The following is a 21,966-nucleotide window of genomic DNA, read 5'->3' as shown; positions in this document are numbered from 1 at the left end:
TGCGCGCGGGTTCGCCCGCCGTCACTAGCATCTGCATCGGAGAAGCTACTTGGCTACTAGCCCGAGTCTCGCAAAAACCGGTCGCAGCGCTCCGAAGTTCGGCGACCTGCGCCGGCGTGCAGTGTTCCTGCTGCTGGCGTTGGTCGTTTATCGCATCGGCGCGCATATTCCGGTGCCGGGCATCGACCCGGACCAGCTGGCGAAGCTCTTCCAGAGCCAGGCGGGCGGCATTCTTGGCATGTTCAACATGTTCTCGGGTGGCGCGCTGTCGCGGTTCACGATCTTCGCGCTGGGTGTGATGCCGTATATCTCGGCCTCGATCATCCTGCAGCTGATGGCGATCGTCTCGCCGCAGCTGGAAGCGCTGAAGAAGGAAGGGCAGGCAGGACAACGCAAGATCACGCAGTACACGCGGGTCTTCACGGTGGTGCTGGCGACGTTCCAGGCGTTCGGCATCGCAGTCGCGCTGGAAAACCAGCCGGCGCTCGTGATCGATCCGGGGATGGTGTTCCGCCTGACGACGGTCGTGACGCTCGTGACCGGCACGATGTTCCTGATGTGGCTTGGTGAGCAGATCACGGAACGCGGCCTCGGCAACGGCATCTCGATCATCATCTTCGGCGGGATCGCAGCGGGCTTCCCGAATGCGGTCAGCGGCCTGTTCTCGCTGGTGCAGACCGGCTCGATGGGTCCGTTCTCCGCCATCCTGGTGGTCGTGCTGATCGCGGCGGTGACGTATCTGGTGGTGTTCATCGAACGCGGCCAGCGCAAGATCCTCGTGAACTATGCGAAGCGTCAGGTCGGCAACAAGATTTACGGCGGGCAGTCGTCCCACCTGCCGCTGAAGCTGAACATGTCGGGTGTGATTCCGCCGATCTTCGCGTCGTCGATCATCCTGTTCCCGGCGACAGTCCTGAACTGGTTCAGTTCGGGTTCGCGAAACAGCTGGTTCGCGGACACGCTGCACAACGTGGCCGAAGCCCTCAAGCCCGGCCAGCCTGTGTATGTGTTGCTGTACGCGTTGGCGATCGTGTTCTTCTGCTTTTTCTACACCGCACTGGTGTTCAACAGCAGGGAGACGGCCGACAACCTGAAAAAGAGTGGCGCGTTCGTACCGGGTATCCGTCCTGGCGATCAAACGGCCCGCTATATCGACCGCATCCTCACGCGTCTCACGCTGGCCGGTGCGATCTATATCGTGTTCGTTTGCCTGCTGCCGGAATTTCTGGTGCTGCGCTGGAATGTGCCGTTTTATTTCGGCGGAACGTCGCTGCTGATCATTGTCGTCGTCACAATGGACTTCATGGCGCAGGTGCAGTCGTACGTGATGTCGCAACAATATGAATCGCTGCTCAAGAAGGCTAACTTCAAGGGTGGCGGCGTCCCGATGCGTTAAAAAGGACCTATGGCCAAAGACGATGTAATCCAGATGCAGGGTGAGGTTATCGAAAACCTCCCCAATGCGACCTTCCGGGTGAAGCTGGAAAATGGCCATGTCGTTTTGGGACATATTTCCGGAAAAATGCGGATGCACTACATCCGCATTCTCCCGGGCGACAAGGTGACGGTTGAATTGACGCCTTACGATCTGTCGCGTGCGCGGATCGTGTTCCGGGCGAAGTGATTTAGAAAAAGGGTAATATCATGAAAGTGATGGCATCGGTAAAGCGCATTTGCCGTAACTGCAAAATCATCAAGCGCAACGGCGTCGTTCGCGTGATCTGCAGCTCGGACCCGCGCCACAAGCAGCGTCAAGGCTGATTAGCGCGCTTGCGCTTTTTGTTTGAGGAAAAACAATGGCTCGTATCGCAGGGGTTAACATCCCGAACCACCAGCACACGGAAATCGGCCTGACGGCAATTTTCGGTATCGGCCGCACGCGTTCGCGCAACATCTGCGTGTCCGCTGGTGTCCCGTTTGACAAGAAGGTCAAGGACCTGAACGACGCGGATCTGGAAAAGCTGCGTGAGGAAGTGGGCAAGTTTGTCGTCGAAGGCGATCTGCGCCGTGAAGTGACGATGAACATCAAGCGCCTGATGGACCTCGGCTGCTACCGCGGCGTGCGCCATCGCAAGGGCCTGCCCCTGCGTGGCCAGCGTACGCGTACCAACGCACGTACGCGCAAGGGTCCGCGCCGCGCAGCGCAGTCGCTGAAGAAGTAAGCGGAACTGACAGTTACAGGAAAACGTAATGGCTAAGGCTTCGAACAACACCGCGGCGCAACGCGTTCGCAAGAAGGTTAAGAAGAACGTCGCCGAGGGCGTGGTTCACGTTCACGCGTCGTTCAACAACACCATCATCACGATCACCGATCGTCAAGGCAACGCGCTTGCCTGGGCGACCTCGGGTGGCCAGGGCTTCAAGGGTTCGCGCAAGTCGACCCCGTTCGCAGCTCAGGTCGCAGCCGAGTCGGCTGGCCGCGTGGCGATGGAATACGGCGTGAAGAACCTCGAAGTGCGAATCAAGGGCCCCGGCCCGGGTCGCGAATCGGCGGTGCGCGCGCTGCACGGTCTTGGCATCAAGATCACCGCGATCTCCGACGTGACGCCGGTTCCGCACAACGGCTGCCGTCCGCCGAAGCGCCGTCGTATCTAAGGCGTCGCGTTAGCCGTTTGCCTGTACCGCCGGCAAGGCGTGTGCAGGCTCTCGGCGTTATTGAATTGACTAAGCCCACCGTTCGGTTCAAAGAGCCGGACTAGCGCGTAGGCAGGGTGTCCCCCGCTCCCGCGTGATTCATTATCGAAGGAAAGCAACGTGGCACGTTATATCGGCCCGAAGGCCAAGCTGTCCCGCCGTGAAGGCACCGACCTCTTCCTGAAGAGCGCACGCCGCTCGCTCGCCGACAAGTGCAAGCTCGACAGCAAGCCGGGTCAGCACGGCCGCACCTCGGGCGCCCGCACGTCCGACTACGGCACGCAGCTGCGCGAAAAGCAGAAGGTCAAGCGCATCTACGGCGTGCTCGAGCGTCAGTTCCGCCGCTACTTCGCGGAAGCGGACCGCCGCAAGGGCAACACCGGCGAAAACCTGCTGCAACTGCTCGAGTCGCGTCTCGACAACGTCGTGTACCGCATGGGCTTCGCCTCGACCCGCGCTGAAGCGCGCCAGCTCGTGGGCCACAAGGCTCTCACGCTGAACGGCGTCGTCGCGAACATCCCGTCGATGCAGGTCAAGGCAGGCGACGTCGTCGCCATCCGCGAAAAGGCCAAGAAGCAGGCTCGTATCCTCGAAGCCCTGTCGCTGGCCGAGCAAGGCGGCATGCCGGGCTGGGTCGCTGTCGATGCGAAGAAGTTCGAAGGTACGTTCAAGAGCGTGCCGGATCGCAGCGACATCGCTGGCGACATCAACGAAAGCCTGATCGTCGAATTGTATTCGCGCTAATCGGATTGACGGCCGGGGTCACCTCTGTGCTTCGCGCAGGAGGGAGCCTCGGCTGTTTTTTTCAGGTTGTTGCCATCTCAGCCTTATCGGTGTAACGAGCCGAGGGTATTGAAAAGGAAAACCTATGCAAACCAGTTTGTTGAAACCCAAGATCATCGCTGTGGAATCGCTCGGCGACAACCACGCGAAAGTGGTCATGGAGCCGTTCGAACGCGGTTATGGCCACACCTTGGGTAACGCGCTTCGGCGCGTGCTGCTGTCGTCGATGGTGGGCTACGCGCCGACCGAAGTGACGATCGCAGGCGTCGTGCATGAGTATTCGACGCTCGATGGTGTGCAAGAGGACGTGGTCAACCTGCTGTTGAACCTGAAGGGTGTGGTGTTCAAGCTGCATAACCGTGACGAAGTGACGGTTACGCTGCGCAAGGAAACCGAAGGCGTCGTGACGGCGGGCGACATCGAACTGTCGCACGACTGCGAAGTCATCAACCCGGATCACGTGATCGCGCGCCTGACGAAGGGCGGCAAGCTCGACGTCCAGATCAAGGTCGAAAAGGGCCGCGGCTATGTGCCGGGCAACGTGCGCCGCTACGGCGAAGAGTCGGCCAAGATCATCGGCCGTATCGTGCTGGACGCGTCGTTCTCGCCGGTTCGCCGCGTGAGCTACGCCGTGGAAAGCGCGCGTGTCGAACAGCGTACCGACCTCGACAAGCTCGTGATGAACATCGAAACCAACGGCGTGATCTCGCCTGAGGAAGCGATCCGCCAGTCGGCGCGCATCCTCGTGGATCAGCTGTCGGTGTTCGCTGCTCTGGAAGGCACGGAAACGGCGGCGGAAGCCCCGTCGCGCGCACCGCAGATCGACCCGATCCTGCTGCGTCCGGTGGACGATCTCGAACTCACGGTTCGCTCGGCGAACTGCCTGAAGGCCGAGAACATCTACTACATCGGCGACCTGATCCAGCGCACCGAGAACGAGCTGCTCAAGACCCCGAACCTGGGTCGCAAGTCGCTCAACGAGATCAAGGAAGTGCTCGCTTCGCGCGGTCTCACGCTCGGCATGAAGCTCGAAAACTGGCCGCCGGCTGGTCTCGACAAGTAATTGTAGGTGGCAAGGGCGCGGATTTTCCTTTAGAATCCGCGTCTTGCCTTTTTCACGTACCGGCCCGTGCCTTGGGGGTAACAATCCCAGCAAGGCGATAGAAGAGCTGGATCAAAACTTTGTTTCAAGGAAACTGAAATGCGTCACCGTCATGGTCTGCGGAAACTGAACCGCACGAGCAGCCACCGTCTGGCAATGCTCCGTAACATGTCCAACTCGCTGATCGAGCACGAAGTCATCAAGACGACGCTGCCGAAGGCGAAGGAACTCCGTAAGGTTGTCGAGCCCCTCATCACGCTCGGCAAGAAGCCGTCGCTCGCGAACCGCCGTCTGGCGTTCAACCGCCTGCGCGATCGTGACTCGGTCACGAAGCTGTTCGACGTGCTCGGTCCGCGTTTCGCGAACCGTCCGGGCGGCTACCTGCGCATCCTGAAGTTCGGCTTCCGCGTCGGCGACAACGCACCGATGGCGCTCGTCGAGCTGCTCGACCGTCCGGAAGTGGCGGAAGAGAACGTGCAAGAAGCGGAATAAGCTTCCGGCGGCGCTCGCGCCGTTGCGCACCGACGTTATGCAGAAAAGCCAGGCCTTGCCTGGCTTTTTTGTTTTGAGGCGCGGAATAAACGCGCACGGCCGGCGTTTGCCTTGCATCGTCCCCCGTTGCCGGGCGCGGCCGGAAGGCCAGGGCGGCCGGTGGTACGATAACGTCCTGCGTGAAATTTCGCGCCGGAGTTCGACGTGACCCTCAATGTGACCTTGATGCTGACCACGGTGCCCGACGCCGCAACGGCCGACCGCCTGGCCGCGGACGCGCTGGCGCAGCGGCTTGCTGCCTGCGTGACGCGGCAGGGTGCGGTCCATTCGCAGTATCACTGGCAGGGCAAGCTCGAATCCGCCGACGAAATCCCGTTGCTTTTCAAGACGAGCGTGGCCCGCGCGGCCGAACTCGAACAGTTCATCCAGACCCGGCATCCCTACGACACGCCCGAGATCCTCTCGTGGCAGGTGAGCGCGTCGAACGCGTACGGACAGTGGGTCAATGCCGAAACCCAGCGTCCCATTCATGTTTAACCGTTTCGAACGGCGCGTGCGCGCCGGTTTGCCTCTCCTGCTCGCGCTTGTCTGCTGCACGCTTTCATTGCTGGTCGCGGCGCCGCCTGCTCATGCCGACGACGATTTCCTGCCGCCCGATCAGGCGTTCAGCTTCAGCGCGGCCGAGCAGCCGGGCGAAGTGGACGTGCACTTCAAGATCGCCGACGGCTACTACATGTACCGCGAACGCTTCGCCTTCGCGACGCGCAACGGTACGGCCACACTCGGTACGCCCGATATTCCGCCCGGGCACGTCAAGTTCGACCCGACCTTCCAGAAGAACGTCGAGACCTACCGCAACGAGCTGACGATCCGCGTGCCGGTGAAAAGTGCGAGCGGTCCGTTCGACCTGGCCGTGACATCGCAGGGCTGTGCCGACGCGGGCGTCTGCTATCCGCCCGCCGAGCACGTTTATCGCGTGAGCGGTGCCGCGCTGCAGGCGGCTGCCTCGGGCACGACCCAGGGTGTCGGCGCGGGGCAAAGCGCAGCGGCACCGGCCGCCGCCGCGAGCGAACCTTGGTACGAGCGCGCGACGAGCGCGGACTACGCGCAGTCGCTGCTTCAGGGCGGTGGCTTGTTCGCCGTGGTCGGCCTGTACTTCGTCGCGGGCATCGTGCTGAGCCTCCTGCCGTGCTCGTATCCGATGATCCCGATTCTCTCGGCGATCATTGTCGGCGAGGGCGCGCGCGTGACGCGTGCGCGCGGTTTCACGCTCTCGTTTGTCTACGTGCTCGGCATGGCGCTCGTCTATACCGTGCTGGGCATCGCGGCGGCGCTCGTCGGCCAGAGTCTGGGGGCCTGGCTGCAGAACCCCTGGGTGCTGGGCGCGTTCGCGCTGTTGCTCACCGCGTTCGCCGTGACGCTCATCGCCGGCTATGACATCGTCTTGCCGCAACGCTGGCAGGACGGCGCCTCGCGTGCCTCGCAGGGGCGCTCGGGCGGGAAGTTCGCCGCCGTCGCGGCAATGGGGGCGATCTCCGCACTCGTCGTGGGCGCCTGCATGACTGCGCCGCTTTTCGCCGTGCTCGCGTTTATCGCGCACACGGGCAATGCCGTGCTGGGCGGCGCCGCGCTCTTCGCAATGGGGATCGGTCTGGGCGTGCCGCTCATGATTATCGGGCTTGGCGCGGGCACGCTGTTGCCGCGCGCGGGCACCTGGATGGAAGGCGTGAAGGTGTTCTTCGGCGTCGTGCTGCTGGCGGCCGCGCTGTGGATCGTCTGGCCGGTGCTTGGCGCCACGGCGCAGATGCTGCTTGGCGCGCTGTGGCTCCTGCTTGCCGCTGCCGCGCTCGGGCTCTTCTCGCCGCATGGGGGTGGGCAGGGCGTCTGGCGGCGCCTGGGCCGGGGCGTGGGTGCGGCCTTCGCGATCTGGGCGGCAACGCTGCTGGTCGGTCTCGCAGCGGGTTCCACCGATCCGCTGCGCCCGCTCGGCGTGCTGGCCGCGCGCATGGACGGCGCGGGAGTGGCCGCCGGCGTGGCCGCCTCGCCGAACGGACCGGCTGCCGGCGCACTGGCCTTCGCTACGGTGGCCACACCGGCACAGCTCGACGCAGCTTTGGGGACCTCGGGCAAAGGCTCGATGCTCGACTTCTACGCGGACTGGTGCGTAAGCTGCAAGGAGATGGAGAAGTTCACGTTCAGCGATCCGCGCGTCGCGGCACGGCTCAAGCAATTCGACCTGCTGCGCGCCGACGTCACCGCGAACAACCCTGCCGACCAGGCGTTGCTCAAGCGCTTTGGCCTGTTCGGGCCGCCCGGCATCATCTTCTTCGACGACAAGGGCCACGAAGTGCTGCGCGTGGTGGGCTACGAGAGCGCGGACCGCTTCCTCGCGCGCCTCGATCAGTTTCAGGCGCCGGCAGCGTCGCCTGTTCCGCAGTCCTGATCGATTCCGTTCGATAGCGGCTCGGCTCGCGTAAAGAGAAAAGGGCACGTCTTGATCGACGTGCCCTTTTTCTATGTGCGGTTTGCTTCGGAGGACTTAACAGCGGGTTTTACTTCTGCGCGCGCAGCAGCCGGGCGGCGTCGAGCGCGAAGTACGTGAGAATGCCATCGGCGCCTGCGCGCTTGAACGCGAGCAGCGATTCCATCATCACCTTGTCGTGGTCGAGCCAGCCGTTTTGCGCGGCGGCCTTGAGCATCGCGTACTCGCCGCTCACCTGGTACACGTAGGTCGGGTAGCGGAACTCGTCCTTCACGCGCCGCAGGATGTCGAGATACGGCATGCCGGGCTTGACCATCACCATGTCCGCGCCTTCCTCGATATCGAGGCGCACTTCGCGCAGTGCCTCGTCGGAGTTGGCCGGGTCCATCTGGTAGGTCATCTTGTTGCTCTTGCCCAGATTCGAGGCCGAGCCCACCGCGTCGCGGAACGGTCCATAGAACGCCGAAGCATATTTGGCCGAATAGGCCATGATCTTCGTATGGATGTGGTTCTCGCTTTCCAGCATCTCGCGAATGGCGCCGATACGGCCGTCCATCATGTCGGAGGGCGCCACGATATCGACACCCGCCTCGGCCTGCGTGCGCGCCTGCGCGACGAGGATCTCGACGGTTTCGTCGTTGATCACGTAGCCGTTTTCGTCGAGCACGCCATCCTGGCCGTGGCTCGTGTACGGGTCGAGCGCGACATCGCACAGCACGCCCAGATCCGGGAAGTGCTTCTTCAGTTCGCGCACGGCGCGCGGGATCGTGCCATCGGGGTTCGTCGCTTCGATGCCGTCCGGTGTCTTCAGTGCCGGGTCCACCGCGGGGAAGAGCGAGAGCACCGGCACGCCGAGTTCGACGCATTGCCCGGCGACGCCCATCAGGAGGTCGATCGACACGCGATCGACACCGGGCATGGACGGCACGGCTTCTCGCACGTTGTTGCCGGCGACGACGAATACCGGGTAGATCAGATCGTTGGTGGTGAGAAGATTTTCGCGCATCAGGCGGCGCGAGAAGTCGTCACGGCGCATGCGGCGCGGACGATGATGCGGATAGAAGCTCATGTCGGCGGATAGATCTGGATCGAACTGCGGTGTATCGAACTGCGTTCCCGGGGCTCCGGAAACTTTCCAGGACAATGGTATATCATACCGATCGAGCGAGGCGCTCTGCGCCGGACTCCCCGCTTCTCCTCCCTGAGCGGGTGCCTGTCGTTTTTCGATAAGGCTGTTTAACCCGCCGGCACTTACGGCGGGTTTTTTTATGTGCAGCCGAAATGTGCAGAGCGCGGGCAAAACGGGCGCGGCCGAACCTGTGGCGGGTGCCAGCGGGTCTGCGAAAAAGGGGTGCGGCCGGGCGTTCCGTGTGCGCTGCCGCACACTCGCCCGCAGAAATATCGTTAAGCGGCGGGGCCTTGGGCGGCTTCGCCTGCAGGCTCGCCGCCGGCGACCGGCACGAGCCAGCTTTCGATCAAGGCGTGCGCCTCCTCGAGGCCGACGCGCTTGAGCGCCGAGAAGAGTTGCGCGGTCAACTTGCCTTCATAGCCCTGCTGACGATATTCCTCGAAGGCCTTCTTCGTCGTGCGCAGCGAGAGCGTGCATTCCTGACGCGTCAATTTGTCACATTTGGTGAGGAGCGCGTGGATCGGTTTGCCCGTGGGAGCGAACCACTCGATCATGCGGCGGTCGAGTTCGGTGAGCGGGCGGCGCGCGTCCATCATCAGGATCAGGCCGCACAACTGGGCGCGCGTGGCCAGATATTGGGACAACAGCATTTCCCAGTGTGCCTTCGACGCCTCCGGCACCTGGGCATAGCCGTAGCCCGGCAGGTCCACCAGATAGCCGACGGGATCGTCCTCCGGGCCTACCGAGAAATAGTTGATGTGCTGGGTGCGGCCCGGCGTCTTCGAGGCGAAGGCGAGGCGCTTCTGGTTGCACAGCAGATTGATCGCGGTGGACTTGCCGGCATTCGAGCGGCCGGCGAACGCGATTTCCGGCCGCGCGGTGGCGGGCAGGTCGCGCAGGTGGTTCACCGTCGTGAAAAAGCGGGCTTGATGCAGCAGGAATGCCATCTGGGAAACCACAATATGAGACAACGTCGCGGCTTTGCCGCGGGCCCGGAGGCGGCCGGGAGGGAATCGGAGATATCGGGGCGAGGCCCGACTGGCGCGGTTGCGTCCACCGCGCTATTGTACAATGCGATGGTTTACTGAATACCCGTGAGGCCAGCGCGGGCCTTTCGAGGTAGATCGGTCGCTGTCGTACTTTGCAGAACCTGATTCCCACAAGACGAAACAAGGTGCGCGAATGAATCGACTGGGCAAGTCCTTGAAGGTGCTTGAATTTGCGATAGCGGCGGGTTTGACAGCAGGTCTTACGATGATGGCGGCACAAACGGCGGCAGCCGATCCGGCCAAACCGGACATTGCCCGCGGCCAGGCCATCGCCTCCCAGGTGTGCGCAGCCTGCCACGGCGCGGACGGCAACAGCACCGGCGGCGCCTATCCCAAGCTCGCCGGCCAGCACGCCGAATATCTCGTCAAAGAACTCAAAGACTTCAAATCGCAGGGTGGCAAGCCCCCTGCGCGTAATAACGCGATTATGGCGGGCTTCGCCTCGGCGCTGTCGGATCAGGATATGATCAACGTCGCTGCCTGGTTCGCCTCGCAGACACCGAAGCCCGGCTACGCGCACGATGCGAAAACCGTGCCGCTCGGCCAGACGATCTGGCGCGCGGGGATCGCCGACAGGGGCGTGCCGGCGTGCGCGGCTTGCCACGGGCCTACCGGGCAGGGCATTCCGATCCAGTATCCGCGCCTTTCGGGTCAGTGGTCGGAGTACGTCGTCGCGCAGCTCGACGCCTTCCAGCAGGGCACGCGCAACAACAACGAGGCGATGCACACGATCGCGCACCGGCTGTCGGACGACGAAATCAAGGCCGTGGCCGACTACGCGGCGGGCCTGCATTAACGGCCGGCGTCGATTACGCCGGCGGGGCGAAGAACAAGAAAAAGGGTGAAGGCGCCGTGTGCGAGCGGTGGCCCGTCACCCTTTTTTGCTGTCTGGCGAAGATCGGATCGCCGTTAGAAGCGGAGTTTGAATGAGCGTCACCACCTCGGGTTTGGAGTTGAACGTACGCCAGAAGGCGGTGCGAAGCGCGGTCGAGCTGATCAGTTCGATGCGTTTCGCCATCGCGCTGCTCGTGGTGCTGGCCATCGCGAGCATCATCGGCACGGTGCTGACGCAGGACGATCCGTACCCCAATTACGTCAACCAGTTCGGCCCGTTCTGGGCCGACATCTTCCGGTCGCTGAGCCTCTACACGGTCTATAGCGCCTGGTGGTTCATGATGATTCTCGGCTTTCTCATCGTGTCGATCTCGCTGTGCGTGATCCGCAACGCGCCGAAGATGGTCGCCGACGTGAAGAGCTGGAAGGACAAGGTCCGCGAAGGCAGCCTGCGCGCGTTCCATCACAAGGGCGAGTTCGCGCTTGCGGACGCCTCGCGCGAGCAGACCGCCGCGACGCTGCGCAAGCTCGTCGAGCGGCTCGGCTACCGCCTCGTCGTGCGCGAGTCCGAGGGCGCCACGCTCATCGCCGCCAAGCGCGGCGCGCTCACGAAGATCGGCTACATCTTCGCTCACCTCGCGATCGTGGTGATCTGCCTCGGCGGCCTGCTCGACAGCAATCTGCCCATCAAATTCCAGATGTGGCTCTTCGACAAGACGCCGATCCGCAGCAACGCCGTCATCAACGACATCGCGCCCGACCACCGGCTCGCCGCCTCGAATCCCACCTTCCGCGGCTACGCGTGGGTGCCCGAGGGCCAGTACGTCTCGACGGCGATCCTGAACCAGCCCGACGGCTCGCTGATCCAGGACCTGCCGTTCTCGATCCAGTTGAACAAGTTCATCGTCGATTACTACTCGACCGGCATGCCCAAGCTGTTCGCGAGCGACATCGTCGTGATCGACCACAAGACCGGCCAGCGCATACCGGCGCGCGTCGAGGTGAACAAGCCGTTCGAGTACGACGGCGTGTCGATCTATCAGTCGAGCTTCCAGGACGGCGGCTCGCAGATGTCGATGACGGCCTGGCCGATGGCCGGCGCGAGCGCGCAGAGCTTCCCGGTGGGCGGCACGATCGGCAACACCTCGCCGCTGAAGCTTCCGGCGGACGAAGCGGTGCCGGGCGTCGATGGCCAGACCATCGAGTTCGCCGATTTTCGCGCCATCAACGTGGAGAACATCTCGAACGGCAGCGGCGCGAACGACGTGCGCGGCGTGGCGCACCAGTCGTTCAAGGAGGCGTTCGACGAGCGCCTCGGCTCGGGCGCGAAGTCGTCGAAGCCGCTCGACCTGCACAACATCGGGCCTTCGGTGCAGTACAAGATCCGCGACAAGGACGGCCAGGCGCGCGAGTACAACAACTACATGCTGCCCGTCGACGTAGGCGGCGCGCGCATGTTCCTCGCGGGCATGCGCGATAACCCCGACGATCCGTTCCGTTATCTGCGCATTCCCGCCGATGCGGGCGGCACGCCGAAGGAGTGGATGCTGCTGCGCGCCGGGCTCGAAGACCCGAAACTGCGCGCCGAGGCGGCGCAGCGCTTTGCGGCGCGCTCGGTCCCCGATTCGAACAAGGAACTCCAGCAGCATCTGGAGGACAGCGCCCTGCGCGTGCTGACCCTGTTTGCGGGCACGGGCCAGCCGGGCGTGAAGCCCGTGGACCCGCAGGACGCAGGCGGCTTCCAGGCGGTAGCGGCCTTCATCGACAAGTCGGTGCCGAAGGACCAGCAGGAGAAGGCCGCGGGCCTGCTGCTGCGCATGCTGGAAGGCGCGACGTGGGATCTCTGGCAACTTGCGCGCGAGCAGGCGGGCGAGCCCGATCTCAAGCCCGACGCCGATTCCGCGCGTTTCGTGCAGGATTCGATCAACGCGATTTCGGACAGCTTCCTGTACGGCGCGCCCGTCTATCTACAGCTCGATTCATTCAGGCAGGTGCAAGCTTCGGTATTTCAGTTGACGCGCGCACCGGGCAAGAAAGTCGTGTATCTTGGCAGCCTGCTCCTCGTGCTGGGCATCTTTTCGATGTTCTACGTGCGCGAGCGGCGGCTGTGGTTCTGGCTCAAGGATGCAGACAGGGACAAGAATGGTCACGGCGTGGATGTCATCATGGCCATGTCGACCGCACGCCGGACCCTCGACTTCGAAAAGGAGTTTGCCCGCACCCGCGACGCGGTAGGCCGCGCGCTGGGCGTGGCGCCCCAGGCTGAGTCCGGCGGCAAGGACGGCGGGGGCGATGAAAGCGGGCCGGACCGTGCGCTTCGATCCACGGATTCTGACGATCAACACCGGTAAGCCCATGGACTTGACCCAGGTTTCCTCTTCCGCAAACGCCCGGCGCACGAGCCGCCCGGCGGCGGCAGGCGGTGCGCGCGACAGCGCGCACGACGCCCTTCAAGACGCGCTCTTCGACGAACGCCCTTTCCTGCGCCGCCTGTCGGTCGTGGACTGGCTGTTCGCGCTTGCGCTGGTGGGGGGCGCGGGTTTCGCGCTCTCGCGCTACCACGCGCACATGAACTACTACGACAAGCTGGTGCTGTGCGGCACGGTGCCGGCGCTCGTCGTGCTGGGCTGGCGCTGGAAGCCGTCGCGCCTCCTGATGGCCTCGATCGCGGTGCTCTCGATCGGCGCGATCCAGCTCTATCAGGGGGATCTTGCGCGCGCGGATTCGGCGTTCTTCCTCAAATACTTCCTGTCGAGCCAGTCGGCCATCCTGTGGATGAGCGCGCTCTTCGTGCTCGCCACGCTGTTCTACTGGATCGGCCTCGTGTCGCGCTCGGCAACGGGCGGCGCGATCGGCTCGCGGCTCACGTGGGCTGCGGTGCTGATGGGCTTCGTCGGCCTGATGGTGCGCTGGTACGAGTCCTACCTGATCGGCGCGGATGTGGGCCATATCCCCATCTCGAACCTCTACGAAGTGTTCGTGCTGTTCAGCCTCATCACGGCGCTCTTTTATTTGTATTACGAAAGGCACTACAACACGCGCGCGCTCGGCGCCTTCGTGCTGCTCGTGATCAGCGCGGCCGTGGGCTTCCTGATGTGGTACTCGATCTCGCGCGACGCCCAGCAGATCCAGCCGCTCGTGCCCGCGCTGCAAAGCTGGTGGATGAAGATCCACGTGCCGGCGAACTTCATCGGCTACGGCAGCTTCGCGCTTTCGGCGATGGTCGGCGTGGCCTACCTGATGAAGGAGCGCGGCGTGCTGGCGGACCGCCTGCCCGAACTCGACGTGCTCGACGACGTCATGTACAAGTCGATCGCCGTCGGCTTCGCGTTCTTCACCATCGCGACGATTCTCGGCGCGCTCTGGGCCGCGCAGGCGTGGGGCGGCTACTGGAGCTGGGACCCCAAGGAAACCTGGGCGCTGATCGTCTGGCTCAACTACGCAGCCTGGCTGCACATGCGGCTCATGAAGGGCCTGCGGGGCGGGATCGCCGCCTGGTGGGCGCTCACCGGCCTGCTCGTGACCACGTTCGCCTTCCTGGGCGTGAACATGTTCCTGTCGGGCCTCCATAGTTACGGCAAGCTGTAACTTTCTCCGCCCGCAGGACGAACTAACCGTCGGATGCTTCGCACCGGCGGTTTTTTTTCGTTCCCAAGGAAGGTTCGGGTAGCCCGCGTGTTAGTCCCGATGTGGACAGTGGCGGCCCGAACGACAAGGAGTGGCACTATGTGGACCAGGCGCAGCAGCAGGATCCTCCTCAATGGCGACGACATCGCCGCGAGCGAGATCACGCCTCAAAAGGTATTCGAGCAGCGCAGACGCCTGCTGCAGGCAGCGGGTGCGCTCGCGCTCGGCGGCATTGCGGGGCCATTCGGCGCCACGCGTGCGTTCGCCGAGTATTCGTCGCCCGACCCCAGGGCGCAAAAGCTCGCGGCAAAGACTGACGCGAAATTCGTCGCGCTCGACAAGGCGACGCCGTACAAGGATGTCACCACCTACAACAACTTCTACGAGTTCGGCACCGACAAGAGCGATCCGGCCGAGAACGCGCACACGCTGCGGCCGCGCCCGTGGCGGGTGAGCGTGGAGGGCGAGGTGAAGAACCCAAAGGTGTACGACATCGACGAGATTCTCAAGCTCGCGCCGCTCGAAGAACGCGTGTACCGGCACCGCTGCGTGGAAGGCTGGTCGATGGTGATTCCGTGGATCGGCGTGCCGCTGTCCGAACTGATCCGCCGCGCGCAGCCCACCGGCAACGCGCGCTACGTGCAGTTCATCACGCTGGCTGACCCTTCGCAGATGCCGGGCCTCGCGCAGCCGATTCTCGACTGGCCGTATTCCGAAGGCCTGCGCATGGATGAAGCCATGAACCCGCTCACGCTGCTCACGGTGGGCCTCTACGGCCAGGTGCTGCCGAACCAGAACGGCGCGCCCGTGCGTATCGTCGTGCCGTGGAAGTACGGCTTCAAGAGCGCCAAGTCGATCGTGAAGATCCGCTTCGTGGAGGCGCAGCCGCCGACGAGCTGGAACACCTATGCTGCGAACGAGTACGGCTTTTACTCGAACGTGAATCCGAACGTCGATCACCCGCGCTGGAGCCAGGCCACGGAGCGGCGCATCGGCGAGGACGGCTTCTTCACGCCCAAGCGCAAGACGCTCATGTTCAACGGCTACGGCGACCTGGTGGCGTCGATGTATCAGGGCATGGATCTGCGCAAGAACTTCTGACGCGCAAGCCCCGAGGCAGTCATGGAGCAACCGATGGAATCGACAACGACACCCGGCACCGCGCCCGCCGCGGCAACGGCCGGAACCCCGCGCGCGGCCGCGCAGCGTCCGGCCGGGAAAGTCCGCGCCGGAGCACCCGCGGGGCCGCGCTGGCTGCCGTGGGCGAAGGTGGCCGTGTTCGTGGCGGCCTGGTATCCGCTCGCGCGCATCATCCTCTTTGGCGTGACCGGGCAGATCGGCGCGAACCCGATCGAGTTCATCACGCGCTCGACGGGCCTCTGGACGCTCGTGTTCCTCTGCATCACGCTGGCGGTCACGCCGCTGCGCAAGCTGACGGGCTGGAACACGCTGATCCGCTTTCGCCGCATGCTCGGCCTCTATGCGTTTTTCTACGCCGCGCTCCACTTCACGACCTATATCTGGTTCGACAAGTGGTTCGACGTGGCGGCGATGCTCAAGGACGTCGGCAAGCGGCCGTTCATCACGGTGGGTTTCGCGGCGTTCGTGCTGCTGATTCCGCTTGCCGTCACCTCGACGCGCGGCATGGCGCGCCGGCTCGGGCGCCGCTGGCAGACGCTGCATCGGCTGATCTATCCGATCGGCGTGCTGGCGATCCTGCACTTCTGGTGGATGAAGGCGGGCAAGCACGATCTCGCCCAGCCGAAGCTCTATGCGGCGATCGTGATTGTGCTGCTGGGCTGGCGGGTGGGGGCGTGGCTCCTCGCGCGATATCGGGCGGGCGCGGGCGGCGGGACGCGGTCTGTGTAGGCGCGGTACGTCTCGGCACTGCGTTCCGCGTGCGCGTAAAAAAAGCGACGTCTCGTTCTTCGAGGCGTCGCTTTTTTGTTTCCTGCGCTCTGCGGCGCCCGGGGTCAGTCCGGCAGGATCTGTTCGCCGGCGAGCAACTGCGCCACGGTCTCGCGTGCGCGCGCGACATGCACGTGCGTGCCGTCGACCAGCACTTCGGCGGCGCGCGGACGCGTGTTGTAGTTCGAACTCATCACGAAGCCGTAGGCGCCCGCCGAGCGGATCGCGAGCAGGTCGCCCGGCTCGATCGCGAGCGTGCGGGCGCGGCCCAGCCAGTCGCCGCTTTCGCAGACGGGGCCGACCACGTCGTAGGTCTGTGCGGCCACGTTGCGCCCGGCCACGGGCTCGATCGCGTGGTACGCGTCGTACATCGCGGGACGCGCGAGGTCGTTCATCGCGGCATCGACGATGGCGAAATTCTTCTCCGCGCCCGGCTTCAGGAACTCGACGCGCGTGAGCAGCACGCCGGCGTTGCCGACGAGCGAGCGGCCCGGCTCGAAGAACACGTCGCGTGCGCGGCCCGTCTTCGCGCCATGCGCTTCGATGCGATCGAGCACCGTGCGCACGAACGCGCCGATTTCGGGCGGCGTTTCGTCGTCGTAGCGAATGCCGAGGCCGCCGCCGACGTCGATGTGATGGATCTGCACGCCGTCGGCCTCGATCTGGTCCACGAGTTCGAGCAGCTTGTCGATGGCGTCGAGGTACGGCGCGATTTCGGTGATCTGCGAACCGATATGGCAGTCGATGCCGACCACCTCGAGATGCGGCATGGCGGCGGCCGTGCGATAGGTGGCCCGCGCGTCGTCGAACGCCACGCCGAACTTGTTCGCCTTCAGGCCCGTCGAGATGTACGGGTGCGTCTTGGGATCGACATCGGGATTCACGCGCAGCGAAACCGGCGCCTTCTTGCCGAGCGCGCCCGCCACGGCGTTCAGGCGGTCGAGCTCGGGAATCGATTCGACGTTGAAGCACTTCACGCCTGCTTCGAGCGCCGTACGCATATCGTCGGCCGTCTTGCCGACGCCGGAGAACACCACGTTTTCCGCTTTGCCGCCCGCGGCCAGCACGCGGGCGAGTTCGCCGCCCGAGACGATGTCGAAGCCGGCGCCGAGGCGCGCGAACACGTTGAGCACCGCGAGATTGCTGTTCGCCTTGACGGCAACGTGCACGGACGCGCGGCGGCCTGCGCAGGCGTCGGCGTAAGCGTGCCATGCGGCAGTGAGGGCTTCGCGCGAATACACGTAGAGCGGGGTGCCGAACTGCGCGGCGAGATCGTTGGCGCAAACGCCTTCGACGTAAAGGGTGCCGTCGATGCGGTGGAAAGCGGGCTGGGTCATGCGAGCGTCTTATTCGGTTGGCGTGGCGCTGGAGGCCGGCTGCGGGCTGGCCGGTTCCGTCGGGGTGGTGCTGAGCCCGGTATCAGGAGACAGCGAGAGCGGCGTGCCGGACGTGTCGGGAATCGAGCCTGCCTCAGTGTCTGAGGCACCTGAAGCGCCCGATGCTGCATCCGCGGCGGCTGTTCCGGTGTCCTGCGTTTCGAAGTTGGGCTTGGCGGGAAGCGGCGGCACCGCGGGCATGTAGAGCGGCCCGCGTTGCCCGCAGCCGGCGAGTGCCGCGGCTGCAAGGATTGCCGAAATCGCTAGAATGGCGCCGCGCGCCGGTGCACCGCGCTTCGCCATGCCGGACGCTGCCACTCCGCGCGTCGCAGCGCGCATCCTCGAAATGGCACGCATAATTGTCCCTGAATGAATAACCGATGGAGTTTAGCATGACCGACAGTGACTACCTGAGCCGTGCGGAAGCCGTGCTGGCAGCGGTGGAGCGCGCCGTCGACGAGGCCGATGCCGATATCGAACTCGAACGCAGCGGCAATGTTCTGACGCTCGAATTCGAGAACCGGACCAAGATCATCGTGAACCTCCAGCCGCCGATGAGCGAGATCTGGATCGCGGCCAAGGCGGGCGGTTTTCACTACCGCCACATCGACGGCGAATGGCGCGATACGCGCGCCGGCACGGAGTTCTTTTCGGCGCTGTCGGCCTATGCGACCGAGCAGGCAGGCGAGCCGGTCAGCTTCGAGCCGTGATTGAGTGCGCCGGCGCGTGACGCCGGCGTGCGCGTTTTTCGCGCAGCATGGGTGAGAAGCGGCGGCGGCCCGCCAGGCGCCGCCCACCCGATCACCCGGTCCCCCGCCTGTTCAGTGCCCGCGGAACAGGTTCATGATGTCCTCCTTTTCCTTCGCATTCACCTGCTCCGGCTCCGGCGCCTGGGTTGCGTCGCCGGCACCGGTCACGTCCGAAGCGCCGCTCGCCGCGGCGTCGAGCGCGGCCTGGCTGATGCCGACCGTGGAGACGAAGCCGTTGCCCGGCGTCATGTCGGCGTAGTAGAGCTCGTCGCCGAGCGTCACCACGCCGTCGGGCATCGGCATCCGGTATTCCGGCACGCCGTTGAGCGCCTTCGCCATATAGTCGATCCACACCGGCAGCGCGAGGCCGCCGCCCGTTTCCTTGTCGCCGAGGCTGCGCGGGTTGTCGTAGCCCATCCACGCGATCGCCGCGAGCGTGTGCTGGTAGCCCGCGAACCAGGCGTCGCGCGAGTCGTTGGTGGTGCCGGTCTTGCCCCCCAGGTCGGTGCGCCTGAGGGCGTTGGATTTGGCGCCCGTGCCGCGCTGCGCGACGCTCTGCAAGAGGCTGTTCATGATGTACGCGTTGCGCGGGTCGATCGCGCGCGGCGCATTCTGCTGCGCGACGAGCGGCTGCGCCTGCGCCACCACCATGCCGCGCTGGTCGGTCACCTCGGCGATCAGATACGGATTCACACGGTAGCCGCCGTTGGCGAACACCGAATAGCCTGCCGCCATCTGCAGCGGCGTGACGAGACCCGCGCCGAGCGCCATGGGCAGATAGGCCGGATGGCGGTCGGCGTCGAAGCCGAAGCGCGTGATGTACTGCTGCGCGTACTTCGTGCCGATATGGTTGAGGATGCGGATCGACACGAGGTTCTTCGATTTCATGAGCGCCGTGCGCATCGTCATCGGGCCATCGAAGCCGCCGCCGTAGTTCTTCGGCTCCCAGGCCTGGCCGCCCGTTTCGGCGGCGCTGAAGAAGAGCGGCGCGTCGTTGATGATCGTGGCCGGTCCGAGCCCCTTGTCGAGCGAAGCCGAATAGATGAACGGCTTGAAGCTCGATCCCGGCTGACGCCAGGCCTGCGTCACGTGGTTGAACTTGTTCTTGTTGAAGTCGAAGCCGCCCACGAGCGCGCGCACCGCGCCGTCCTGCGGCACGACCGAAACGAAGGCCCCTTCGATCTGCGGCAACTGGGTGATCGACCAGTCGCCCGCGTCGTTGCGCACGAGCCGGACGATCGCCCCGGGGCGGATGCGCTGGCTGGGCTGCGCGCGCGGGCCGAGCGCGAACTGCGCGAAGCGCAGGCCGTCGCCCTGGAGCGTTGCCGTATTGCCGTCGATGAACGTGGCCTGCACCTGCTTCGGGCTGGCGGCGGTCACGACTGCCGCGACGAGTTCGCCATTGTCGGGGTGTTCGAGCAGGGCGTCGTCGATGGCCTGCTCCCGGTCGTCGGCGTCGGCGGGCAGGTCGATGAACGCTTCGGGGCCGCGGTAGCCGTGGCGCCGCTCGTAGTCCATGAGGCCCTTGCGCAGCGCGCGGTAGGCCACGTCCTGGTCGGCGGAATCGATGGTCGTTACGACGTTCAGGCCGCGCGTGTAGGCCTCTTCGTGGTACTGCGCATACATCATCTGGCGCACCATTTCGGCCACGTATTCCGCGTGAACGCTGTATTCCTTGCCTGCACTCTTGACGACGAGCGGTTGCTTCACCGCCTCGTCGTACTGGTCCTGCGTGATGTAGTGCAGCTCCAGCATGCGCTCGAGGATGTACTCCTGACGAACCTTCGCCCGCTTCGGATTGACGACCGGGTTATACGCGGACGGCGCCTTGGGCAGGCCCGCGAGCATCGCGCACTCGGCGAGCGTGAGGTTCTTCAGATCCTTGCCGAAATACACGCGCGCCGCGCTCGCGAAGCCGTACGCGCGCTGCCCGAGGTAGATCTGGTTCATGTAGACCTCTAGGATCTGGTCCTTCGAGAGCTTCGACTCGATCTTGTAGGCAAGCAGCATCTCGTAGATCTTGCGCGTATAGGTCTTTTCGCTCGAGAGAAAGAAGTTGCGCGCGACCTGCATGGTGATCGTGCTCGCGCCTTGCGTGGCGTGCCCGTTGGTGAGCGCGACGACACCCGCGCGCGCAATGCCGGTCAAATCCACGCCGCCGTGGTCGTAAAAGCGCGCGTCCTCGATCGCGAGCACGGCTTTCTTGAGATTGTCCGGCACGTCCTGGATGTGCACGATGTCGCGCCGTTCTTCGCCGAATTCGCCGATCAGCACGTGGTCGCGCGTGTAGATGCGCAGCGGCACCTTCGGCCGGTAATCGGTGAGCGCGTCGAGCGACGGCAGGTTGGGCGTCGCAACGATCAACGCATAGCCGAGCACCAGCGCCACGCAGGCGATGCCCGCCACGATCAGGCCCGCGAAGCCGATCAGCAGCTTGGCCCACCACGGGCGGCGCCGCCGCCCGGGAGCAGGCGGCGTGGGCGGCGGAACGGAGGACGGGGACGAAGTTTCTTGCATACGGATACCGGAAAAACAGTCCGGCGATTATAGCCGCCCACCCGTGTCGCTTTCTAAACGCTTACACGGGCGCGGCCGGAACCATGGGAACCGCCAGACGCATATCCGCACTCTAGACGCGGCCCTCGGGCAAGACCAGCGGCGGCGGTGAGGTTTGGCCGTTCGGCCGAGTATTCGCGGACCCCGCGGGTTCGCACAATGATCCTCACCGCAAATGCCGCGAATGGTTCGTGGCGGGCGTAGCGAGTGGGGGATTGCAATGAACTTCGGGAAACCGATGTTGCTGGGCGCGCGCCGTTTTGCGGCGGGAGTTGACGTGGCGGCGCGCGGAATCACGCTGGCGGTGCTGAGCCGGCGTCTGTTCGGCTCGAGCCCGTTGCGCCTTGAGTGGCTGGCGAGTGTGCCGCTGGCGCGCGAGGCCATGGCGGGCGGGGATATCGTCGATCGGGATGCGGTCGTGGAGGCTTTGCGCAGCGCGTTCGGGCAGGTGCCGCGCGAGTGCCTGGGCGCTTCGATGCGCTGCGCCATGGCGCTGCCCGCGAGCGCCACGCTCGTCGCGACCGTGCCGCTGGCGCAGCTCGCGCCTCTGGGCTGCGCGGCGGACGAATCGCGGATCTACGCCGAACTCGAACCGCTCGTGCTGGCGGAGGCGGAGCGCGTGGCCGGCATCGAGCGTCACGAGCTCGCCGTGGACTGGCGCGTGGCGCCGTGGGCCGGCGCGCTGCCGGGTGGCACGCAGGTCACGATCGCCGCCACGGCGCGGGCGCATCTGGAGGCGCGCATCGAATGCGCAGCCATGGCGGGCGTCACCTTGAGCGCGGTGGACGACGAAGCGCATGCCGCGCTGCGCGCGATGCGCCACGCGGCTGCGTACGAACTGTCGCCGCACGAGCCTTACGTGGCGCTGTGGATCGGCGCCGAGGGCATCCGCGGTTGGGCGATGGCCGACAACGCGATTGCGCGCGAGATGCGCTTTCCTGCGCTCGAATATGCGGACCTCGTCGAGGCGCTGCGCGACCTCGTGCGGGACGAACAGGCGGGCTGCGCGGTGGTTGCGGGCGACATCGGCCTGCTTCGCGGCGTGCACTTCACGCTCCGGGATATGGGTGACGTGCTGGGCTGCCCGATCCTGCCGTTCGAATGCGCAGCGCTGGCCGACCCCGAGCGGCCGCTGGCGGCGGACCTGCTGCACAACCCGGCCTGTGCGGTGGCATTCGGCCTTGCGCTGCGCGGAGTGAGCGAATGAGGGGCGGGGGCCGCAGCATTGGGAATCGCACGGCGTTG

Annotated in this window: 22 protein-coding genes; 17 read left to right on the top strand and 5 right to left on the bottom strand. The window is 64.9% G+C overall.

Translation table 11 applies throughout. The features are described 5' to 3' along the window. Window positions 1-49 precede the first annotated feature (49 nt). From secY to dsbD, 10 genes are all read left to right on the top strand, one after another. Entirely contained in the window at window positions 50-1,396 is a 1,347-nt protein-coding gene (secY, locus tag BFE01S_RS26730) for a preprotein translocase subunit SecY (RefSeq protein ID WP_028228145.1), read from the top strand. Between the two features lie 9 nt (window positions 1,397-1,405). Beyond that, window positions 1,406-1,624 (top strand): translation initiation factor IF-1, encoded by a 219-nt coding sequence (infA, locus tag BFE01S_RS26725; protein ID WP_004521905.1) that lies wholly within the window; start codon window positions 1,406-1,408, stop codon window positions 1,622-1,624. A 20-nt stretch (window positions 1,625-1,644) separates the two neighbouring features. Then, window positions 1,645-1,761 (top strand): 50S ribosomal protein L36, encoded by a 117-nt coding sequence (gene rpmJ / locus BFE01S_RS43445; protein WP_027819338.1) that lies wholly within the window; start codon window positions 1,645-1,647, stop codon window positions 1,759-1,761. A gap of 35 nt (window positions 1,762-1,796) precedes the next feature. Next, complete coding sequence (gene rpsM / locus BFE01S_RS26715) at window positions 1,797-2,162, top strand: 30S ribosomal protein S13 (protein WP_028228144.1); 366 nt, start codon at window positions 1,797-1,799, stop codon at window positions 2,160-2,162. A gap of 28 nt (window positions 2,163-2,190) precedes the next feature. Continuing rightward, complete coding sequence (gene rpsK, locus BFE01S_RS26710; RefSeq protein WP_017777173.1) at window positions 2,191-2,595, top strand: 30S ribosomal protein S11; 405 nt, start codon at window positions 2,191-2,193, stop codon at window positions 2,593-2,595. Window positions 2,596-2,754: 159 nt separating this feature from the next. Then, window positions 2,755-3,378 carry a 30S ribosomal protein S4 gene (rpsD, locus tag BFE01S_RS26705; protein WP_028228143.1) on the top strand — a complete coding sequence of 208 codons (624 nt, stop codon included), beginning with the start codon at window positions 2,755-2,757 and terminating at the stop codon, window positions 3,376-3,378. Between the two features lie 124 nt (window positions 3,379-3,502). Continuing rightward, window positions 3,503-4,480: a DNA-directed RNA polymerase subunit alpha gene (locus tag BFE01S_RS26700; protein ID WP_028228142.1), complete on the top strand. Its 978-nt coding sequence runs from the start codon at window positions 3,503-3,505 to the stop codon at window positions 4,478-4,480. Window positions 4,481-4,618: 138 nt separating this feature from the next. Continuing rightward, entirely contained in the window at window positions 4,619-5,011 is a 393-nt protein-coding gene (gene rplQ / locus BFE01S_RS26695; RefSeq protein ID WP_027797304.1) for a 50S ribosomal protein L17, read from the top strand. A gap of 225 nt (window positions 5,012-5,236) precedes the next feature. Continuing rightward, the gene (gene cutA, locus BFE01S_RS26690; protein WP_174464468.1) at window positions 5,237-5,548 is read left to right on the top strand and encodes a divalent-cation tolerance protein CutA; all 312 of its coding nucleotides are present in this window, start codon (window positions 5,237-5,239) and stop codon (window positions 5,546-5,548) included. After that, a complete protein-coding gene (dsbD, locus tag BFE01S_RS40305; protein WP_084170181.1) occupies window positions 5,541-7,454 on the top strand; it encodes a protein-disulfide reductase DsbD in 1,914 nt (637 codons plus the stop codon). Before cutA ends, dsbD begins: the two co-directional genes overlap by 8 nt. Before the next feature lie 109 nt (window positions 7,455-7,563). Here dsbD and hemB read toward each other — a convergent pair whose 3' ends face one another. Both hemB and yihA read right to left on the bottom strand, forming a co-directional pair. Beyond that, on the bottom strand, window positions 7,564-8,562 hold the full coding sequence (hemB, locus tag BFE01S_RS26680) for a porphobilinogen synthase (protein ID WP_028228140.1): 999 nt from the start codon (window positions 8,560-8,562) through the stop codon (window positions 7,564-7,566). A gap of 335 nt (window positions 8,563-8,897) precedes the next feature. Beyond that, window positions 8,898-9,569 (bottom strand): ribosome biogenesis GTP-binding protein YihA/YsxC, encoded by a 672-nt coding sequence (gene yihA / locus BFE01S_RS26675; protein WP_028228139.1) that lies wholly within the window; start codon window positions 9,567-9,569, stop codon window positions 8,898-8,900. Between the two features lie 235 nt (window positions 9,570-9,804). Between yihA and BFE01S_RS26670 the strand changes: the two genes are divergently transcribed. From BFE01S_RS26670 to msrQ, 5 genes are all read left to right on the top strand, one after another. Continuing rightward, entirely contained in the window at window positions 9,805-10,467 is a 663-nt protein-coding gene (locus BFE01S_RS26670; protein WP_028228138.1) for a c-type cytochrome, read from the top strand. A gap of 130 nt (window positions 10,468-10,597) precedes the next feature. Then, entirely contained in the window at window positions 10,598-12,856 is a 2,259-nt protein-coding gene (locus BFE01S_RS40300; protein ID WP_084170180.1) for a cytochrome c biogenesis protein ResB, read from the top strand. 4 nt (window positions 12,857-12,860) lie between these two features. Then, entirely contained in the window at window positions 12,861-14,093 is a 1,233-nt protein-coding gene (gene ccsB, locus BFE01S_RS26660) for a c-type cytochrome biogenesis protein CcsB (RefSeq protein ID WP_028228137.1), read from the top strand. A 138-nt stretch (window positions 14,094-14,231) separates the two neighbouring features. Next, a complete protein-coding gene (msrP, locus tag BFE01S_RS26655) occupies window positions 14,232-15,233 on the top strand; it encodes a protein-methionine-sulfoxide reductase catalytic subunit MsrP (protein ID WP_028228136.1) in 1,002 nt (333 codons plus the stop codon). A gap of 21 nt (window positions 15,234-15,254) precedes the next feature. Then, window positions 15,255-16,001 carry a protein-methionine-sulfoxide reductase heme-binding subunit MsrQ gene (gene msrQ, locus BFE01S_RS26650; protein ID WP_028228135.1) on the top strand — a complete coding sequence of 249 codons (747 nt, stop codon included), beginning with the start codon at window positions 15,255-15,257 and terminating at the stop codon, window positions 15,999-16,001. Window positions 16,002-16,105: 104 nt separating this feature from the next. On the opposite strand, the gene lysA is transcribed toward msrQ, so the two are convergent. Together lysA and lptM are read right to left on the bottom strand one after the other, a co-directional pair. Beyond that, window positions 16,106-17,377, bottom strand: coding sequence for a diaminopimelate decarboxylase (gene lysA, locus BFE01S_RS26645; protein ID WP_028228134.1), 1,272 nt, complete (start codon window positions 17,375-17,377; stop codon window positions 16,106-16,108). A 9-nt stretch (window positions 17,378-17,386) separates the two neighbouring features. Further along, a complete protein-coding gene (gene lptM, locus BFE01S_RS26640; RefSeq protein WP_042338650.1) occupies window positions 17,387-17,719 on the bottom strand; it encodes an LPS translocon maturation chaperone LptM in 333 nt (110 codons plus the stop codon). Window positions 17,720-17,808: 89 nt separating this feature from the next. Here lptM and cyaY point away from each other — a divergent pair, with 89 nt between their 5' ends. Beyond that, entirely contained in the window at window positions 17,809-18,126 is a 318-nt protein-coding gene (gene cyaY / locus BFE01S_RS26635) for an iron donor protein CyaY (protein ID WP_028228132.1), read from the top strand. A 111-nt stretch (window positions 18,127-18,237) separates the two neighbouring features. On the opposite strand, the gene BFE01S_RS26630 is transcribed toward cyaY, so the two are convergent. Continuing rightward, on the bottom strand, window positions 18,238-20,682 hold the full coding sequence (locus tag BFE01S_RS26630; protein WP_042338648.1) for a penicillin-binding protein 1A: 2,445 nt from the start codon (window positions 20,680-20,682) through the stop codon (window positions 18,238-18,240). Window positions 20,683-20,941: 259 nt separating this feature from the next. On the opposite strand from BFE01S_RS26630, the gene pilM reads away from it, so the two are divergent. Further along, the gene (gene pilM, locus BFE01S_RS26625; RefSeq protein ID WP_028228130.1) at window positions 20,942-21,928 is read left to right on the top strand and encodes a type IV pilus biogenesis protein PilM; all 987 of its coding nucleotides are present in this window, start codon (window positions 20,942-20,944) and stop codon (window positions 21,926-21,928) included. Window positions 21,929-21,966: the final 38 nt, after the last annotated feature.

It is taken from the genome of Paraburkholderia ferrariae NBRC 106233, from assembly GCF_000685035.1.
Lineage (GTDB): Bacteria > Pseudomonadota > Gammaproteobacteria > Burkholderiales > Burkholderiaceae > Paraburkholderia > Paraburkholderia ferrariae.
Note: the sequence above shows the minus strand (reverse complement) of the source record. Positions and strands in the feature narration are given on the sequence as shown.

Bases quoted from the DNA above. Each gene is read 5' to 3' on its own strand.
- BFE01S_RS26700 (WP_028228142.1), top strand. From the start codon at position 3,503: ATGCAAACCAGTTTGTTGAAACCCAAGATCATCGCTGTGGAATCGCTC.
- BFE01S_RS26630 (WP_042338648.1), bottom strand. From the start codon at position 20,682: ATGCAAGAAACTTCGTCCCCGTCCTCCGTTCCGCCGCCCACGCCGCCT.
- rpmJ (WP_027819338.1), top strand. From the start codon at position 1,645: ATGAAAGTGATGGCATCGGTAAAGCGCATTTGCCGTAACTGCAAAATC.
- lptM (WP_042338650.1), bottom strand. From the start codon at position 17,719: ATGGCGAAGCGCGGTGCACCGGCGCGCGGCGCCATTCTAGCGATTTCG.
- yihA (WP_028228139.1), bottom strand. From the start codon at position 9,569: ATGGCATTCCTGCTGCATCAAGCCCGCTTTTTCACGACGGTGAACCAC.
- dsbD (WP_084170181.1), top strand. From the start codon at position 5,541: ATGTTTAACCGTTTCGAACGGCGCGTGCGCGCCGGTTTGCCTCTCCTG.
- msrQ (WP_028228135.1), top strand. From the start codon at position 15,255: ATGGAGCAACCGATGGAATCGACAACGACACCCGGCACCGCGCCCGCC.
- rplQ (WP_027797304.1), top strand. From the start codon at position 4,619: ATGCGTCACCGTCATGGTCTGCGGAAACTGAACCGCACGAGCAGCCAC.
- rpsK (WP_017777173.1), top strand. From the start codon at position 2,191: ATGGCTAAGGCTTCGAACAACACCGCGGCGCAACGCGTTCGCAAGAAG.
- cutA (WP_174464468.1), top strand. From the start codon at position 5,237: ATGCTGACCACGGTGCCCGACGCCGCAACGGCCGACCGCCTGGCCGCG.
- BFE01S_RS26670 (WP_028228138.1), top strand. From the start codon at position 9,805: ATGAATCGACTGGGCAAGTCCTTGAAGGTGCTTGAATTTGCGATAGCG.
- infA (WP_004521905.1), top strand. From the start codon at position 1,406: ATGGCCAAAGACGATGTAATCCAGATGCAGGGTGAGGTTATCGAAAAC.
- BFE01S_RS40300 (WP_084170180.1), top strand. From the start codon at position 10,598: ATGAGCGTCACCACCTCGGGTTTGGAGTTGAACGTACGCCAGAAGGCG.
- ccsB (WP_028228137.1), top strand. From the start codon at position 12,861: ATGGACTTGACCCAGGTTTCCTCTTCCGCAAACGCCCGGCGCACGAGC.
- lysA (WP_028228134.1), bottom strand. From the start codon at position 17,377: ATGACCCAGCCCGCTTTCCACCGCATCGACGGCACCCTTTACGTCGAA.
- cyaY (WP_028228132.1), top strand. From the start codon at position 17,809: ATGACCGACAGTGACTACCTGAGCCGTGCGGAAGCCGTGCTGGCAGCG.
- msrP (WP_028228136.1), top strand. From the start codon at position 14,232: ATGTGGACCAGGCGCAGCAGCAGGATCCTCCTCAATGGCGACGACATC.
- rpsM (WP_028228144.1), top strand. From the start codon at position 1,797: ATGGCTCGTATCGCAGGGGTTAACATCCCGAACCACCAGCACACGGAA.
- hemB (WP_028228140.1), bottom strand. From the start codon at position 8,562: ATGAGCTTCTATCCGCATCATCGTCCGCGCCGCATGCGCCGTGACGAC.
- pilM (WP_028228130.1), top strand. From the start codon at position 20,942: ATGAACTTCGGGAAACCGATGTTGCTGGGCGCGCGCCGTTTTGCGGCG.